Origin of the sequence: Pseudarcicella hirudinis, assembly GCF_900115665.1 — a bacterium.
GTDB lineage: Bacteria > Bacteroidota > Bacteroidia > Cytophagales > Spirosomataceae > Pseudarcicella > Pseudarcicella hirudinis.
Genome location: NZ_FOXH01000005.1, coordinates 321,844 through 339,139 on the forward strand (window position 1 = coordinate 321,844; position 17,296 = coordinate 339,139).

The window sequence follows — 17,296 nt, forward strand, 5'->3', positions numbered from 1 at the left end:
TACTTTACAAAAAGACACAATGCTTACAAACTGACCATATCAGGGATTTTTGTCTATGCTCTGCTTTACGCATTTTTCCCGGAGTGGAACGTTCACCTTTTACAGATTAATCAGCTCAAAAGGGATATCTGACAATAGATCAGACCTGGATTGATGCTTTCGTCATTAATCCGGGCAATTATTCCGCAGGAAAACATGAAAAACTTAAGGACCGTTATTAATACTTAAACAAAAACGAAGCTGGATACGAAAGGGCTTTTTAAATCTCCTGAAAATCAAAAAACTCCGGTTAACAATAAACCGGAGCTTTTGAAGGAGTTTTAGTTAGTTAGGAAAATCCGTCATCTGGAGGTTACTAAATAAATTAATCAATGCTGAATGATTAATTCCCCAGGAAACAAGCTCACTTGTGCCGTTCTCAAACACAAACTCTACGTGCTGTTCAAAAGTCCGAATCATCGCTACCTCTTTTAATTTAAGGAACTTAATTCCGGTGTCTTTTTTATAGCTGAAAATTGTCATAGAATTCATAAGTTTTAGTGCAGTTTGGATTTAGTTGTCCTAACCCGGAATTCAAAACAATGCAATGCAACAGAAATGATCTCCGGGCATGAAGCAGTTATTTAGTTATGGTTTAAGTTCGCAGAAGAGCATAAAATTTCAGAGAAATTTCTGCGTCTTCTGCAACTCTAAATTAATAAAAAAAACTCACTATTTACATGATTAAGCTAAATTTAATTCAAAGAATAGAAAATAAGGGTTTGATGAAAGATTAACCGAAACATACTTTTAAATAATTCATACATTAAAAATACAGTTTGGTCATTTTTTTAAACCGATTCATATAAATCAGGGGGTATTTTTACCTGTTAACATACATCAATTGCATACTCCATTTTTCATTTCTCAATTCTGATAATTTACGGAGGCAGATACCATTACCTAAACTTTTTCTATAACTATTCCAACATATTTTTGTGAGACTCAGGATTTTTTTACCCTACAACTCGGCCTTATTTTCCTGTTTTATTGCTGTATTTTAGCTTTTATATTTACCAAAATCAACCCAAAATTATCCGTGAAGAAACTTTATACTGTATTACTCTCTTTAATCTTTTCATCTTTTTTAGCCAGTGCACAGAAGAAAAATGAAGCATTCCAGTTACATATCCAAAGGGCAAGCTCTCCCATAAGGATTGACGGAATCCTCAATGAATCAAGCTGGCAAAATGCAGAAGCAGCAAAAGATTTTTACATGATTACTCCTATGGATACCAGTCATGCGAATGTCAAAACCGAAGTTCGTCTGACCTATGACGACCAGAACATTTACATGTCTGCCATTTGTTACAAATCTGAAAAAGGTGCTGGTTATGTGGTGGAATCTTTAAAACGGGATTTTACTTTTGGCAAAAATGACAACTTTTTTGCTGTTATTGATACCTTCGATGACATGACGAACGGTTTCTCTTTCGGAGCAAATGCGGCAGGAGCTCAATGGGACGGACAAATGTTTGAAGGTGGCAGTATCAACCTGAACTGGGATAACAAATGGAACTCTATTACCATAAATGATGATGAAAAATGGGTTTTTGAAGCTGCTATTCCTTTCAAAAGTATCCGGTATAAAGCCGGAATAGACCGCTGGGGGATTAATTTCAGCCGACTTGATCTGAAAGCTAATGAAAAATCGGCCTGGGCGCCTGTTCCCCGACAGTTTCCATCTGCTTCTTTGGCTTACGCAGGTGTATTACTTTGGGACAGCCCTCCTCCTACACCTAAAACCAACATTTCTGTGATTCCTTATTTCCTGACCGGATTTAACAAAAACTACCAGACAGATCAATCGCCCAGTTATAAAACCGAAGTTGGTGGTGATGTAAAAATTGCTGTAACCTCTTCTATGAACCTCGATTTGACGGTCAACCCGGATTTCTCACAGGTAGATGTTGACAGGCAGGTAACTAACCTTGACCGTTATGAGCTTTTCTTTCCTGAAAGGAGACAGTTTTTTCTGGAAAACGGTGATTTATTTGACAATTTCGGCTTTGCTAACCTCAGACCTTTTTTCTCCAGAAGAATTGGTCTGAACGTTCCTATCCGTTACGGAGCCAGACTTAGCGGAAAACTGAATAAAAACTGGAGACTGGGTGTTATGGATATGCAAACCGGCGCTTCTCCCGATAATATTACCCCTGCACAGAATTTTACCGTTTTTGCTTTACAAAGACGTGTTTTTGCCCGTTCAAATATTTCAGCATTATTTGTCAATAAGCAATCTATCGACCTGCCCGATACCAATAAAACGGTCTCACTCTATAACAGAAACTTAGGAATTGAGTATAACCTTGCCTCCTCCAACAACATCTGGACGGGGAAAATGGTTTATATGAAATCATTCAGTCCGAATAAAACCGGAGATGATTTTACCCATGCTTTTGACATTGTTTATAATGCCAAGAAATGGTTCTGGCATTGGCGTCATGAATATGTCGGGACTAATTATAATGCCGAGGTCGGGTATGTTCCGAGAAAGGGATATTACAAAGCCAACCCTACTATTACTTATAATTTTTATCCGAAAACGCCATCAAGCCCTATTTTCCTGCATGGACCTTCTTTGGGATCAACTACTTTCTTTGACAAAAAAGGAAAAGCGATCGATCATGAAACTTATTTTTCTTATACAGTTAATTTCAAAGACAGAAGCCTTCTTTCCGGCTGGGTAGCATATGATTATGTAAAACTTCTTGCCCCGTTTGATCCTACCAATTCCGGTGGAGATACGCTGGCTACCGGAACAGACCATTCCTGGAAAGCCTTTGGAGTTGACTATACTTCCCGCCCAAGAGGTTTATTTACCTATTTATTTTCAGGACGCTATGGAGGATATTATGGAAACGGAAGCCGCCTGGGTCTGAAAGGAGAAATGGGTTACAGATTTCAGCCATATGTAAGCTTAACTCTGGGACTCGAATACAATAACATTGATAATGTAAATGTTCCGGTGAAAAGAGATGAAGTACTGAAAAACAACATGGTTAATACTGAATTCTGGCTGATCAGCCCCAGAGTGGATGTAACTTTTACCAATAAACTTTTCTTTACAACCTATTTACAATACAATCAGCAGTCGAAAAATGTAAATCTTAATGCCAGAGTTCAATGGAGATATAAACCTGCCTCTGACTTATTTTTAGTCTATACAGACAATTATCTTCCTGAAAATTTTTACATTAAAAACAGAGCTATTGTATTAAAGTTCACTTATTGGTGGAATGTTTAAATCCTCAGTAAAAGCCATCTGTTTTGGGATGGGTGGCTTTTGCAACCTTGTAACTACATAGCAACATAGGGCACATAGAAAGCAACCTTGTAACCGCATAGGAACATAGGGCACATAGAAAGCAAACTTGTAACCACATAGCAACATAGGGCACATAGGAAGCTACTTTGTAACCACATAGGAACATAGGGCACATAGAAAGCAATCTTGTAACCACATAGCAACATAGGGCACATAGGAAGCTACCTTGTAACCGCATAGGAACATAGGCAAGTTATTTAACCACATAGCAACATAGGGCATATAGGGGCTGTTGCTGAAAGGTGGTTTATAAGGAGTATTTACACAAAGGAGGGTAAAAACTTCCTGCCCTTCTACAGAATTTCTCCAGATTTTCTCTCTAATTTGGCATTCGAAAAACAACCGGATACCAAATCTTTCTGTATGAAACTGCTATTTATTGAGGATGAAAAAAGTTTGAGACAAGCACTCATTTCTTACTTCGAAGGAGAAGGATATCTCTGTGAATCGGCCCATGATTTTGCCTCAGCTTCTGAGAAAATCAATCTGTATCAATACGATTGTGTGGTCGTTGATATTAATTTACCGGATGGAAGCGGGCTCAATATCATCAAATCTCTCAAACAGCAGCAATCTGAGTCTGGAATCATCATTGTTTCTGCAAGAAATGCACTGGACGATAAACTGCATGGATTAGAACTTGGTTCCGATGATTATCTGACAAAACCTTTTCATCTTTCTGAACTCAACGCAAGGATTAAATCCATTTTCAGACGCAGAACTTTTAAAGGTCAGCATGAAGTTTCTTTTCAGGAAATCAAAATCCGGACTGATGAAATGAAAGTTTCTGTGAAAGGTGAAGAAATTGTCCTCACCAAAAAAGAGTTTGAATTACTGATTTATCTGATTGCTAACCAAAACAGAATGTTAACCAAAGCTGCTATTGCAGAACATCTGTGGGGAGATAATGCAGATATGTTAGACAATTTTGATTTCATTTACACGCACATCAAAAATCTTCGTAAAAAACTCATGGAAAAAGGCTGTCCTGATTACCTGCATTCCGTTTATGGAATGGGTTATAAATTCGGTGTATAGCTTTTCCTTATTCAATCTGCTTCTGATTAAAAGTATTATTATTCAGCATTTTTGCTGAATGAGATATATCCTTATGTTCCAATACAGGTATTTCATACCTTTAGCCCTGATATTTATCCTTATTTTTTTTAAACTTGCGCCACCCAAACGTACTTTCGTCTGAAAAGATAGCTGTGGCTCTGTAAGCTAAACTATTTTTGTATCAGGTAAGTTGAAAACTCCGATCGGTATATTTCAATAACAAACCACTAAATCAGATTTTTTAACCATTGCATTTTTATGGAAGAGCCATATTTGATAAAAACGTTTCCAGCTGAAGGGATCCATTCACTATTAGCCGAAACCCTCGCCGGAAATATTACGGTTTCAGGAAGCGATACAACTGATATTAAAGTGGAAGTGTATGTACATTCTCTGGGATGGGTATGGGGAACTACGCCACGTCAGAAAATCGAGGAAAGATTAAGGCAATATGATCTGATCATTGAAAAACAGGAAGACAAGATTGTCGCTTTACATCGCAGAAAACCTGAAACCTGGAATTGGAACAGCTGGATGAAATTTATGGGAGTTTCTTACAAAATATATGTCCCTCAAAATATCTCGACCACGCTTCAAACCTCAGGAGGTAAAATTTCACTGGAAAATCTTATCGGGAAACAAAGATTCTCTTCAGAAGGCGGGAACCTCAAAATGGCGAATATTAAAGGAGAAATTCATGGCAGAACTTCGGGCGGAAATATTGCAATAAGCGGTTGCAGTGAGAAAATTGATCTGCAAACTTATGGAGGCAATATTGTTGCTGACAGTTCTGAGGGCCTGATTAATTTAAGAACCTCGGGAGGGAATCTTCGCTTTTTTAACCTCGGCGGAGAAATAGAAGCTCATACCAGCGGAGGAAATATTCAGGCAGACAAAATAAACGGTACACTGAAAGTCTCCACTTCCGGTGGTTTTATCAGAATTATTGACCTGAGTGGTAATATTGATGCGCAAACCAGCGGAGGAGGAATACAGGCAGAAGTCAATGATTTTGATAAACTGATAAGTCTGGATACAAACGGCGGGAATATTCATGCCAGTATCCCGTTGAATCGGGGAATGAACCTTGATCTGAGTGGCTCAAGGGTAAGAATCCCGCGTACCGGCCAGTTTGAAGGCTTTGCTCAGAAAAGGAGTATTCACGGGAAACTCAATGGCGGCGGGGCAATGATACGTATGCGTACAAGCGGAGGCAGAGTCATTATCCGTGACGCACAAAAAGAAACCTTTTACTCCATTGCCCAATCCTTTACGGAATCAGACTTCAATCTTTCTCCTAATTTCTTTGTCAGAAATTTCAAAGGTTTTCTGCTGTCTTTTACCCTTTGCTTTTTAATGACGTTTGGCTTAAGCGCCATTATATATTTCTCACTTGCGCTCATCAGGTCCACTCCGGTCAACCCTTCTACCTATGAAGACAACAAATCAGTAGTCATAAATAACGCGATCAATGCATTTATAACATTGCTGGTTTTATACTGGTTTATCAGCCGGAAATCACATGGGACAGGTAATTTCAGAAATTACCTGAAACTGATTCTCTGGAGTTATGTGGCTGAGGTTGTCATTCATGGCTCTCTGATTGGCATTTTGTATAAAAGAACTCCCAGAGTCAATACTGGATTCAGTTATGAATCTTTGCTTTATATCAGTGTACCGGCCATTGTCGCATCTATTTATTACTATTTCTGGCAGCGATCCAAGCAGATTTCCATGAAAATTTCAGAACAGGAATATCGTTTATTACAACTTGAAAAGCTAAAAACCAAAGCTGAGCTGGATGCTTTACAGGCCAGAATAAATCCCCATTTCCTCCATAATGCACTTAACAGCATTGCCAGTCTGGTATATGAAGAGCCGGCAAAAGCAGAGAAAATGACACTTTTGCTTTCCAAATTATTCAGGTATTCCACAGGATCTAAAAACCAGCAATTCAACAGTATAGCGGAAGAACTGGAAATTGTCAACAATTATCTGGCCATTGAGCAGGTACGTTTCGGGACAAGACTTACTTATACCCTGGAAGTGGAAGATGGTTTGCAGAAACTCGAAATTCCCTGTTTTTTACTTCAGCCTATTGTAGAAAATGCGATCAAACATGGTATCTCTCAGAACATCGGACAAGGCGTCATCAAAATCTGTATTGCTAAGGAATCTGATGTACTCAAACTCTCTGTGCATGACAATGGCCCTGCTTTTCCGGATACCTTAATCTCAGGTTACGGACTGAAAAGTATTCAGGATAAACTCAGACTTTTGTATGATGACAAAGCTGAAATGATTATTGAAAATGCTCTTTACAAGCAAGTTATTATCAAAATAAAAATTCAAAACAGTGCTAAAAACGATATTAATTGAGGATGAACCATTAGCGATGGCTCGTCTCAGAAGACTCCTGGGTAAACACGATGATACTTTCAATATTATTTCAGAAGCCGGAAATGGGTTTGAAGGTATTGAACAGATAGAATCATTAACGCCCGATGTGATTTTTTTGGATATTGAAATGCCGGGAATGACAGGTTTTGAAATGCTGGCACAACTCAGCTATATGCCCCTGGTAATTTTTGTGACAGCTTTCGACCAATATGCCATCCGTGCTTTTGAGGAAAAATCAGTAGATTATCTTTTAAAACCGGTAGAAGAAGAAAGACTGGAAAAAACTATTGATAAACTCAATAGCTTCAGAAAAGAGCCTGTTAAAAATCCTTTTAATCAGAATATTCTGGAACTTCTGGAACAATTTAAACCTAAAAAGGAAATCCATACGCTTTCCGTCAAATCAGGAGAAAGAGTCCTGTTTATTTCTCTGACAGAAATATGCTACTTTGAAGCGGAAGACAAGTATGTTTTTCTGGTTACGACAGATGGACAAAAATACCTGACCAGTTACACGCTTTCTGTGCTCGAAGAAAAGCTTCCGGACAATTTTATGCGGGTGAGTCGTTCCTGTGTAGTTAATACATTGCTTATTAAAGAGCTGAAAAAGTATTTTAACGGAAAATATCTGGTTTCAATGAATGACAAAAAACAGACACAAATAGAAACCGGATCTACTTATTCAGACAACATCAATAAATTAATGAAGATTTAGAAAGGATTATAACTTACTCAGACTTAGTTTTGTAAAGGCTTTATTAATCAACTTTGGTTAATAAACCTTTCTTAAAATATTTACTCCTATTCTGAGTAAACAATCTTTTTAAATCATGCAGAGAAAACGTAAGCTTGTCAGATTTATCAATCGGTCCAAATTAGTCAGTCTTATACTCCTTATTGCCATCTCAGCCACATTACTGGCTGATTTACTGAAAGTTATCACTGAGAAAATGGAACACTATTTCTTCCATTTTTATCAGGAGAATCCCCTGAAAATTCTCATCGGAATTTCACCGCTGATTGGTTTACTGGCGATTTTCAGTATTAGAAAATTCATATTCAGCAATAAACCCAACAAAGGAATTACTGAAGTAATAGAAAACCTGAATTCCCAGAAACGTACCTTGAAAAAAGACAGAATCTTTTCTCATTTTGTCAATGGCTGGCTTACTGTAATATTCGGGGGTTCTACCGGAATAGAGGTTTCAACCGTAGTTTCTACCGCTGCCATCGGTTCTGTAGCAGGTGATTTTGTCAATCGTAAAGAAATCAGCAACTGGCTTGTAATGGCAGGGGTTTCAGCAGGAATTACAGCTTTGTTTAATGCACCGCTGGCGGGAATTTTCTTTGTAGTTGAAGTGCTGATGACTAATTTTTCAATGACAGCCTTATCAATTACAGTTCTTTCAGCCTTAACTGCCGGAGGATTGAATTATTTCATGAACCAGGAAAGTTTTTTTCAGATCGCTCAAACTGACTGGCATATGCAGGCTATGCCTTTCTTCTTTTTATTGGGAGGGATTGCCGCATTATTTTCAGTATATCTTACCCAAACAATTATTCGGGTGAAAAAGAAATTCTCAGAAATTTCTTCCGGTTTCATAAAGGTGCTTCTGGGAGGATTACTGATTGGCACAGGCATATTGGTTTTCCCTTCACTTTATGGAGAAGGCTACCTGACTATTAAAAATCTTCTGACCGGAAATGCAGATAAAATTGGCTTTGGCATTGTTTCGTCAACCTATCAGTATTGGCAGGTTATTCTGATTCTGTGTATGATTCTTCTGTTTAAACCTATCATTACTTCTTTTACCCTTGCTTCGGGAGGTGACGGCGGAGTGTTTGCTCCATCTCTTTTTCTGGGAGCCATTGTAGGTTTTCTGGTAGCTCAGTTCATCAATCAAACCGGACTGGGGCATGTTGTTGAAATTAATTTTGTGATTGTGGGAATGGCTGCTGTATTAAGCGCCAGTATTCATGCCCCTTTTACAGCTATTGCGCTGGTATTAGGCCTTACAGGCAATTATCAGATTTTGCTTCCAACCCTGATTACTTCATTGGTAGCTTTTGGTTTTGCCAGAAAAATTCAACCATATACGGTTTACAGTTATAATCCGGCCCGCTGATTCTGAGGGGATTACAAAACAGAAAAACTCTTTGTTCAGAAATGGCAGAGAGTTTTTCTGTTTTCAGGAAATTTACAGTGTCATTCTTTTTTCAAATTCATGTAAATGCTCGTCTTTGAAATCAAGATGGGTAACAAATCTGACCAGGTGTTTTCCGAAAGTAACGGCAAAAATCCCTTTTTCAGCCAGATTTTTCACATAATCCGAAGCAAGAACTGAGGTATTTAATCTGGCAATTGCAATATTGGTATCTACCGGAAAAATCTCCTCAATTTCAGGTCTTTTTGCCAGAATATTGCCAATATGCCTTGCTCTCTGGTGATCTTCTTTCAGCCTTTCAATGTGATGGTCAAGTGCATAAATTCCGGCCGCAGCCAAATACCCCGCCTGTCTCCAGCCTCCGCCCATACGTTTTCTGGTTCTTCTGGCTTGTCTGATAAACTCTTTATTTCCTAATAACACAGAGCCTACAGGCGTTCCCAAACCTTTTGAAAGGCAGATTGAAATCGAATCAAAAACCTTTCCATAAGCCAAAGGATCATCATTTGTTTCTACCAGGGCATTAAAAATACGGGCCCCGTCGAGATGAAGCTGCATATTATTCTTCCGGCAAACCTCTTTAATTTTCAGAATCTCAGAAAACTGATAAATACTTCCTCCTCCCTTGTTCATGGTATTTTCCAGAGAAACCAATCTGCTTACACAGGCATGAATATCATCCGGCGCAACATTATCCTGCACAGCCTGCGCAGTAATTCTGCCTTTATCCCCTTTCAGCAATTTTACGGAAGCATTTGAATTTGCCATAATTCCACCTCCTTCATAAAGATAAATATGAGATAATTCATCACAAATCACCTCGTCTCCCTGTCTTACATGAACATTGATGGCAATTTGATTCGTCATGGTACCGGAGGTACAAAATAAACCTGCCTCATAGCCAAAAATAGCTGCTGCTTTCTGCTCCAATGCATTTACTGTAGGATCCTCTCCAAAAACATCATCTCCTACTTCAGCAGAAAACATGGCTTCCAGCATCCCGGGAGTAGGTTTGGTAAAAGTATCACTTCGTAATTCTATTTTCATGGTTTGTTTACAATCTGATGAGAAAAATATTTCCAAAAATAGTTATTTTTGCGAGCAAAACGTAAGTACTTACCTAATTTTCATGTTCAATTCCAAAGAATCCGCTATTCCCGTTAAGGCCTATCTTTTTTTAGCCCTCGGAATAGGTTGCATTACCTTTTCTTCCATATTTGTCAAGCTTGCGCATGCTCCTGCTCTGACTTCCGGTTTTTACAGTTATCTGTTTTGTTTTATTGGTTTGTTACCTATCTGGATTGTCAAAAAAATTAAAATTCCGGATAGAAACACCTTGCTTTTAGTGATTTTGGGAGGAACATTTTTTGCCTGTGACATGGCGCTCTGGAATCTTTCAATTATCAGAACCTCTGCTTCTGTATCAACACTGCTGGCCAATAATGCTTCCATTTTCGTAGGAATCGGGTCATTAATCTTTTTCAATCAGAAATTACCTTTAAAATACTGGATTGGTCTTTTTGTGGCACTCGGAGGAATTTTACTGGTAGTCGGCAAAGATTTTATGCACAATCAGGGTTTAGGCCTTGGACATCTCATGGCCATCGGAGCTGCTTTTTTCTATGCCTTGTACATGCTGGTTACCCAGAAAGCCAGGCTTAGCCTTGACACCGTTAATTTCATGGGCTGGTCGCTTATTCCGAGTCTGATTATATCCTTTGTGCTTTGCCTTGTCAACAAGGATCCGATGACAGGATTTGATCAGCAAACCTGGATTCTTATGATTGCGATGGGAATCATCTGTCATTTGGCCGGATGGCTTTCCATCAATTATGCCTTAGGACATATTTCAGCGGCCATTGTCTCACCTACCCTGCTTTTCCAACCGGTTATGACCGCCGTAATCTCTTTTTTTATTTTACAGGAATCTCTCAGGACAGAGCAAATTATCGGAGGTCTGATTGTTATTGCCGGAATTTACCTGGTTAATCAAAAAAATAAGGCTGGAAAATCCAACCTTAAAACTGTTTCAGATAAGACACTTTCGCAATAACATGCTGTTCCTGCTGGCGGGCTAAAGTTCCCATGCTAACCCTTGTTTTGCCATCACCCAACAGCATCGTCTGCTGTTCATTAAAACCGCGGTTATTAAAAACCAGGTAAATAAATGACAATGGTTTATATTCCCAGGAGAAGCGAATATTCCATACATCAAGGTCATTTATCGAACTTTTCTGATAAAATCCTATTAATTGTAAACGTGGATTATAGGCGAAACGACCTGAAATTGAATATAACTGACTGTTTCCTGTTTCTTTATTAATACCTAAATCCCTGTAATAATTTTCGGTAAGTTTCGCCTCTAATGAAACATGCGGAATCGGCGCAGCATTCAGTGAAACGCCATAAGTATTTAAACTTCCGTTGTAATATTTCCCGATTTCACCGCTGAAAGTAAAAGAAATCTTCTTTGAGGCATCACTATTCATAAATATCGAAAACCGATCATAATTAAAATCGCCGTTCGGCAGTTTCACACCCAGAATTGTCAAAGTATCCCCCGTCGTTACATAATCAACATTCTGGTAAAAATGGTTTGAAAACAGACCGATTCCTCCTCCGTTCTGGAGTGAAAACCAAACCGGATTTAAATTAACCTGTCGTTCTATGAGTTTTCCGGTTGTGGCAGAATGATAAGTTACCCCGAAAACACCGGGTTCAAATGATCTGATAAAAGAAGGCAGCCATTTGCCCCGATTAAGCCAGTAACCTCCGGTGGAGCTTTCAAGTACGTCAGGTCTGGAAACAAAACCCATTTCAGGATTAAAACCATTATTCACAACCGATTGGCTCAGCCAGTATATCCATTTGATTCCTTTATGAACAAATTGATAATATCCGGCAAAACCGTTGTCTTTCCCATTTGATGAATTGGAAAGCATTGCCATTGTTTTGATATAAGAACTGGCGTTTAATCTGAAAAAACCATCAATTGAATTTGTGAAATTACTATGATCGGCATCATTTCTGATCGTTGACAAATACCCGATACGGTTTTGCTTACCTATATTCTGTGAATAACGACCTACGAAGAAATTGGTTGCCAGGTTATCTTCATTTCCCCGCTGGCGGACAAACATTACGCCATAATTCCTTTGAATAGACCGGTTTACAAATCTTCCTCCTACATCAATCGGAACCGGATTTCCATTACCGTCCAACCCGATTCTCCGGCTGAAAAAGGGCTGTATTCTTTGTTGTCCTCCCCAAAAGCTATCCAAAGGCTCTAAACCTGCTCCGAAAAGCGAAGCATTTTCCAGAAAAAACTGTCTTCTTTCCGGAAAGAAAATAGACAGACGGGAAAGGTTATTTACCTGACGATCGGCATCAGCCTGTGCAAAATCTGTATTGTATGTGAGATCCAGCAAAGAATTGGGAGTAACAGCCCATTTCAACTCTCCTCCGACCTTCACAGAACTTCCATTATGTTTGTCATAGTATTCAGAACCATTGTAATTATCGCTCGAAAACAGAACGTATGGCTGTACACGAATGTTTGAACCTGATGTTTTCGGAGGTTCGATTCCTTCCAGTCTGCCTGCATATGGTACACGGGAAGGTGAAAACGCCCTCGGAACCGGAGACCATGCGGACAATTCATTCGTTGCCCGGCGATTCCTCCAGAAATTGATTCCCCAGATTTGTTCTGTATTTTCCTTATTTTTCTGATAACGAAGGGTTTGCCAGGGAATGGCAAACTCTGCAACCCAACCAGAATCAGTCCTGGAAGTACGAACTTTCCAAAGCCCGTCCCAATCAATATCAAATACCGTATCATCAGCAGAGAGCAAATCTCTTTGAGAACTGTAAGGATCAGTCATGAAAATCATGCAGTTACGCTGATCGTTAAATCCGTCAATACCAATCGCAAACTGATCTGAAGCTCCATATTCGAAATCCCGTTTCATACTTGTCACCCTCAGTGATTTCTTTCCCTCTTTATCATGCATAACAGCTCCTACATAAAGAAAATCCTGATTATACAGCAATCGGATCTGGGTTTCATGATTCACTTTTGCTTTCTGAAAAGGTTCTACCTGCACAAATCCTTCCGCAATTTTTGCTGATTTCCAGGCAGATTCATCAAGTTTTCCGTCAATCTTCAGATGATGATCGATTTTGGTAGCATTTAAGGTCTTTTTAATAGAATCCGGTGGGAATATGTTCTGACCTTTGACTGATTCCGCTGCACTAAATAGTAAAAAAAATAAAAAAACGTAGTAAAATTTATGCATACCTAATGGGTTGATGAGAGGCTGTTTTTACAAAAATACTTTCAAACATTCTATTATCTGTAGGTAACTGTCTGTAAACAAAAACCGCTGATTGAATTAACCATCAGCGGTAAATATGATTTCGGTAAAGTTTTTCTGAAAGAAAGATGCCTGTTAAGGCTTATTACAGAGCCTGAGCATGTTTTCTGGTTCTCTTCTTAATTCTGACACGACTTTCAGGCTCGAATCCGGCATGATAAATAGCACGGACAAACAAAGCGCAAACCCATGGTACAGTATCAATTGAATATTGCACTACGAAAAACAACCCTGCACAAATCATCAAGCCGGTGAAGAAAAAGTAGTAACCGATAATATTTTTCGGAGTACCTGAGCGAATAAAAAATATCAGTGGTAAGTGAAGCGGCATCAGCCAAAACAGATTTCTGTTCCAGCTGGTTACTCCATGATCCGTCCCAAACCAAAGAAACACAAGAACCCAGCCCACCAATCCGGCAATACTGAACAAAATTTTATCAAACCAATAACCCTGATCTTCTCTTTTGTGCTGAAAATAAGTAAGCGCTACGGTGATGACAAAAACTAAAGATAAGATGAATCCGGGACTAAGCCAGAATGAAAGTTTCGGACTTTCCATCGGAACAGCATTGAACAATTTTTGTTCTTCCCATACCAGCATTTTTACCCTGCCATTAGTCATTCTCCGTGCCTGACTTAAACTTTTCATCAGGTTTTCCGGTAAATAACAAGCATTGAATTGCATTGCTACTTCATCAGCAGGCTGACCAAGCCCGATATTCATCCCAACAGCTTCCCAGAGTTTATTCTTATTTTTCAAACATTTATTCATCCACTGACGATAGGTACTATCGCTCAGTCCACGGATTGGCTGAAGGTGAAGGCTATCGGAACAGGCATTCAAAACCGCATCTCTGATCCGGGTCGAACAGTTATCATAAAAGAACTTATACTGATATTCACGATTTTCGGGAAGCAGATTAGTTTCCAGATAATCATAAATCCGTTGTTTCTGGTATAAGGATAAATTAAGGATCTGTTCTGTCATTTCACGGTTTTCACGGAAACGGTAAAAGTCAACATTCTGTCCCAGTGTAGCATAAGAAATGGTGTATGGCAAAGTGCCTCTGATAAATTTCCAGTAAAAACTCTGCGTATTAAAATCAAACGTACCATAACTATATGCTTTATCTATCTGATTTACAGGATCATAAACCCAAAGCAGAGTATGCCCGAATACTGAATAAAGGTCTTCTCCGGGCGCCACAGTTACTACACTGACCTTCGCTTCTGCAGAAAGCTTTTCACCAAAGCCGAAGGAGTTCTTCGCTGCAAGTAATAAAAAAAGCATCAGACAAAGTCTGGCTGAAATTCCGGATTTTCCGGGCAGATTATTTGCCGGCCACCACGATAACGATTTCACCTTTGATAGTATTTGGGTTTTCCTGATAGTGTTTAGTAATTTCATAGAGTGTTCCTCTAATGGTTTCTTCGTAAATTTTCGTTAATTCTCTTGAAACTGATGCCTGTCGTTCTCCTCCCAGAAACTCCGTAAATTGCTCAAGCGACTTTATCAGGCGGTGAGGAGACTCGTAAAAAATCATGGTACGTTCTTCCTCCACCAAATTCTGAAGACGGGTTTGTCTTCCTTTTTTATGTGGCAAAAAGCCTTCGAAAGTAAAACGATCGGAAGGTAATCCGGAATTTACCAGAGCCGGAACAAAGGCTGTGGCACCAGGCAGGCATTCCACTTCAATCTCAAATTTGAGGCACTCTCTTACCAGTAAAAAACCCGGATCAGATATTCCGGGTGTTCCGGCATCAGAAACCAATGCCAGGGTCTTTCCTTCTTTCAGTAATTTGATAATTCCCGCGGTGCTATGATGTTCGTTATGAGCATGATGAGAATATAATGGTTTCGAAATATTCAGATGCTTCAGAAGCATGCCGGTATTTCTGGTGTCTTCGGCAAAAATACCGTCAACAGATTGCAAAATTTTCACAGCCCTTAGGGTAATGTCATCAAGGTTACCGATAGGGGTTGGAACAAGATAAAGTTTCATTCTAAAATATTTCAAAGTTCAGCACAGCCCATACTAATCCACCAGCTTATCTATGGCTTCAGCCATTTTCCGGTCTTTTTGTGTAACAATATTACCGGCATCATGCGTATTGAGCTCTATACTTACGGTACTGTAAACATTTGACCACCAGGGATGATGATCCAGTTTCTCAGCCAAAAGTGCAACACGGGTCATAAAAGCAAAAGCTTCGGAAAAATCCTGAAAATTAAAGGTCTTTTTCAATTTGTTGTCTTCTTCTTGCCACATGTTTTTAAAAATAAGGATGAGATTAAAATATTGATGTGAAAATAGCCAGAATTATCCAAAACAAAAAAAGCCGAACTGATTAAGTTCGGCTTTAGTGTAGTAATTGCCCTGTTTTAAGAGATTTACTCTTTTATCTGTATTATTGAAAACTATCGTTATGCTTCATTAATCAGTCGAAATCCGGCAAGATATATAATACTTTTCTGCCCGATGTAACCGACGCTCAGGAAGGTACTAAGGACAGGTTAGGATAATATTGAATGTATTAATTTTTAGATTTCGGGTACTCAAATATTACATATAAAGATTGCATGCCATCTTATAGGATCGGATTTGTATCTTTAGCTTCCTTGAATTCCCATAAATTGATTTAAACCCCGATTTATACCCATAATGGAAAGAAGTATCCTTCAACTTTCAAAATGGTTGTTATGCAATGTTTGGCTGTTGTTCCTTTTGACTGCCTGTAACAGTAAGCCGGAAGCATCTCACAAAAAGCATGAAAAAGTTATTGAAACAGTTGATGTTTTAGGTGCATTACCACAATATGCCAGCGACCCGGCTAATAATCCGGGCAATCCGCAAAAGATAAAGCTGGGGCGTTTTCTTTTTTTTGACCCCATTCTTTCCGGAAATAAAGATGTTTCCTGTGCCACATGCCATCAGCCGGAATCAAATTATGCAGAATTTCTGGAAACTTCCATCGGTGTAAACGGAGTAGGAAGCGGAAGTAAAAGAAGATTTCGTGAACCTAACGAGATTCCATTTGTAAAAAGGAATTCTCAAAGTGTTTTGAATACCGCTTTTAATGGCATAAAAAACAATGAAACTTATGATCCTGAATCAGCACCGATGTTTTGGGATTTAAGAGCCAAAGGATTGGAACAACAGGCATTGGAGCCAATCAAATCATTTGAAGAAATGCGGGGCAGCTATTATCACAAAGATAAAATCATCGCTGAAGTTTTAAACAGAATCCAAAAAATACCGGCCTATACCAAATTGTTTTCTGAAGCTTTTACCGGAGAGAAAAACCCTGTAAATGAGCTGAATTTATCCAAAGCAATTGCAGCCTATGAACGAACCCTCGTAGCTACCAACACAAGATTTGATCAATACATGCGGGGAGATAAAAACGCTTTGTCAGTAAGTGAAATAGATGGGATGAATACATTTTTAAAAGCAGGTTGTGCGAAATGTCATTCCGGCCCTATGCTTTCTGATTATAAATTACATACTTTAGGAGTTCCTGATACAAAAAACAGGAAAGAAAGTGATACCGGAATAAATAATAACTATGCATTCAGAACTCCGACCTTACGAAACCTCAGGTACACCAGTCCTTACATGCACAGTGGTAAATTCTTAACCCTCGACGATGTACTGATGTTTTATGAAGATATCTCAGGAGGAAAAATCATCAATCCTAAAGTAAAAGCGGAGCAAATGGATTCACTGGTTACTCATTTAGATGTAAACTTCAAGGATATTTCTTCAATTATTGAGTTTTTAAACACGCTGAATGACGATTCTTTTGACAAAACAATGCCAGTTAAAGTACCAAGCGGACTCCCGGTAAAAGGGCTTTGAGGTTGATTGAGGGGTAGTAAATACTAATACGCACCCCCCAAGCCCCCTCTCTTACAAATATCATATTATTCC

General features: G+C 38.9%; 13 protein-coding genes. 7 read left to right on the forward strand and 6 right to left on the reverse strand.

Annotated features, from left to right (window positions below):
* Positions 1-324: 324 nt before the first annotated feature.
* Positions 325-531 carry a hypothetical protein gene (locus BM179_RS11300; RefSeq protein ID WP_143095205.1) on the reverse strand — a complete coding sequence of 69 codons (207 nt, stop codon included), beginning with the start codon at positions 529-531 and terminating at the stop codon, positions 325-327.
* 547 nt (positions 532-1,078) lie between these two features.
* Here BM179_RS11300 and BM179_RS11305 point away from each other — a divergent pair.
* The 5 genes from BM179_RS11305 to BM179_RS11325 all read left to right on the forward strand — a co-directional run bounded on the left by BM179_RS11305 (position 1,079) and on the right by BM179_RS11325 (position 8,952).
* Positions 1,079-3,286: a DUF5916 domain-containing protein gene (locus BM179_RS11305; protein ID WP_092016814.1), complete on the forward strand. Its 2,208-nt coding sequence runs from the start codon at positions 1,079-1,081 to the stop codon at positions 3,284-3,286.
* 444 nt (positions 3,287-3,730) lie between these two features.
* Positions 3,731-4,405 (forward strand): response regulator transcription factor, encoded by a 675-nt coding sequence (locus BM179_RS11310; RefSeq protein WP_092017061.1) that lies wholly within the window; start codon positions 3,731-3,733, stop codon positions 4,403-4,405.
* 279 nt (positions 4,406-4,684) lie between these two features.
* Positions 4,685-6,805 (forward strand): histidine kinase, encoded by a 2,121-nt coding sequence (locus BM179_RS11315; protein WP_092016816.1) that lies wholly within the window; start codon positions 4,685-4,687, stop codon positions 6,803-6,805.
* Positions 6,783-7,541 (forward strand): LytR/AlgR family response regulator transcription factor, encoded by a 759-nt coding sequence (locus tag BM179_RS11320; RefSeq protein WP_310586941.1) that lies wholly within the window; start codon positions 6,783-6,785, stop codon positions 7,539-7,541. The genes BM179_RS11315 and BM179_RS11320 overlap by 23 nt, the downstream gene beginning before the upstream one ends.
* Before the next feature lie 115 nt (positions 7,542-7,656).
* Positions 7,657-8,952 carry a chloride channel protein gene (locus BM179_RS11325; protein WP_092016820.1) on the forward strand — a complete coding sequence of 432 codons (1,296 nt, stop codon included), beginning with the start codon at positions 7,657-7,659 and terminating at the stop codon, positions 8,950-8,952.
* 72 nt (positions 8,953-9,024) lie between these two features.
* Here BM179_RS11325 and BM179_RS11330 read toward each other — a convergent pair whose 3' ends face one another.
* On the reverse strand, positions 9,025-10,038 hold the full coding sequence (locus tag BM179_RS11330) for a threonine aldolase family protein (protein WP_092016822.1): 1,014 nt from the start codon (positions 10,036-10,038) through the stop codon (positions 9,025-9,027).
* Between BM179_RS11330 and BM179_RS11335 the strand changes: the two genes are divergently transcribed.
* Positions 9,977-11,044, forward strand: coding sequence for a DMT family transporter (locus BM179_RS11335; RefSeq protein WP_092016824.1), 1,068 nt, complete (start codon positions 9,977-9,979; stop codon positions 11,042-11,044). The genes BM179_RS11330 and BM179_RS11335 overlap by 62 nt on opposite strands.
* Here BM179_RS11335 and BM179_RS11340 read toward each other — a convergent pair.
* From BM179_RS11340 to BM179_RS11355, 4 genes are all read right to left on the reverse strand, one after another.
* Entirely contained in the window at positions 11,010-13,286 is a 2,277-nt protein-coding gene (locus BM179_RS11340) for a carbohydrate binding family 9 domain-containing protein (protein WP_092016826.1), read from the reverse strand. The two genes, BM179_RS11335 and BM179_RS11340, sit on opposite strands and share 35 nt — an antisense overlap.
* A 163-nt stretch (positions 13,287-13,449) precedes the next feature.
* Entirely contained in the window at positions 13,450-14,727 is a 1,278-nt protein-coding gene (locus BM179_RS11345) for an Lnb N-terminal periplasmic domain-containing protein (RefSeq protein ID WP_177219368.1), read from the reverse strand.
* Positions 14,696-15,367, reverse strand: coding sequence for a 16S rRNA (cytidine(1402)-2'-O)-methyltransferase (gene rsmI, locus BM179_RS11350; RefSeq protein WP_092016830.1), 672 nt, complete (start codon positions 15,365-15,367; stop codon positions 14,696-14,698). The genes BM179_RS11345 and rsmI overlap by 32 nt, the downstream gene beginning before the upstream one ends.
* Positions 15,368-15,400: 33 nt before the next feature.
* Positions 15,401-15,634, reverse strand: coding sequence for a 4a-hydroxytetrahydrobiopterin dehydratase (locus BM179_RS11355; RefSeq protein WP_092016832.1), 234 nt, complete (start codon positions 15,632-15,634; stop codon positions 15,401-15,403).
* Between the two features lie 393 nt (positions 15,635-16,027).
* Between BM179_RS11355 and BM179_RS11360 the strand changes: the two genes are divergently transcribed.
* Positions 16,028-17,224 carry a cytochrome-c peroxidase gene (locus tag BM179_RS11360; protein WP_092016834.1) on the forward strand — a complete coding sequence of 399 codons (1,197 nt, stop codon included), beginning with the start codon at positions 16,028-16,030 and terminating at the stop codon, positions 17,222-17,224.
* The last annotated feature ends 72 nt before the right edge of the window (positions 17,225-17,296 follow it).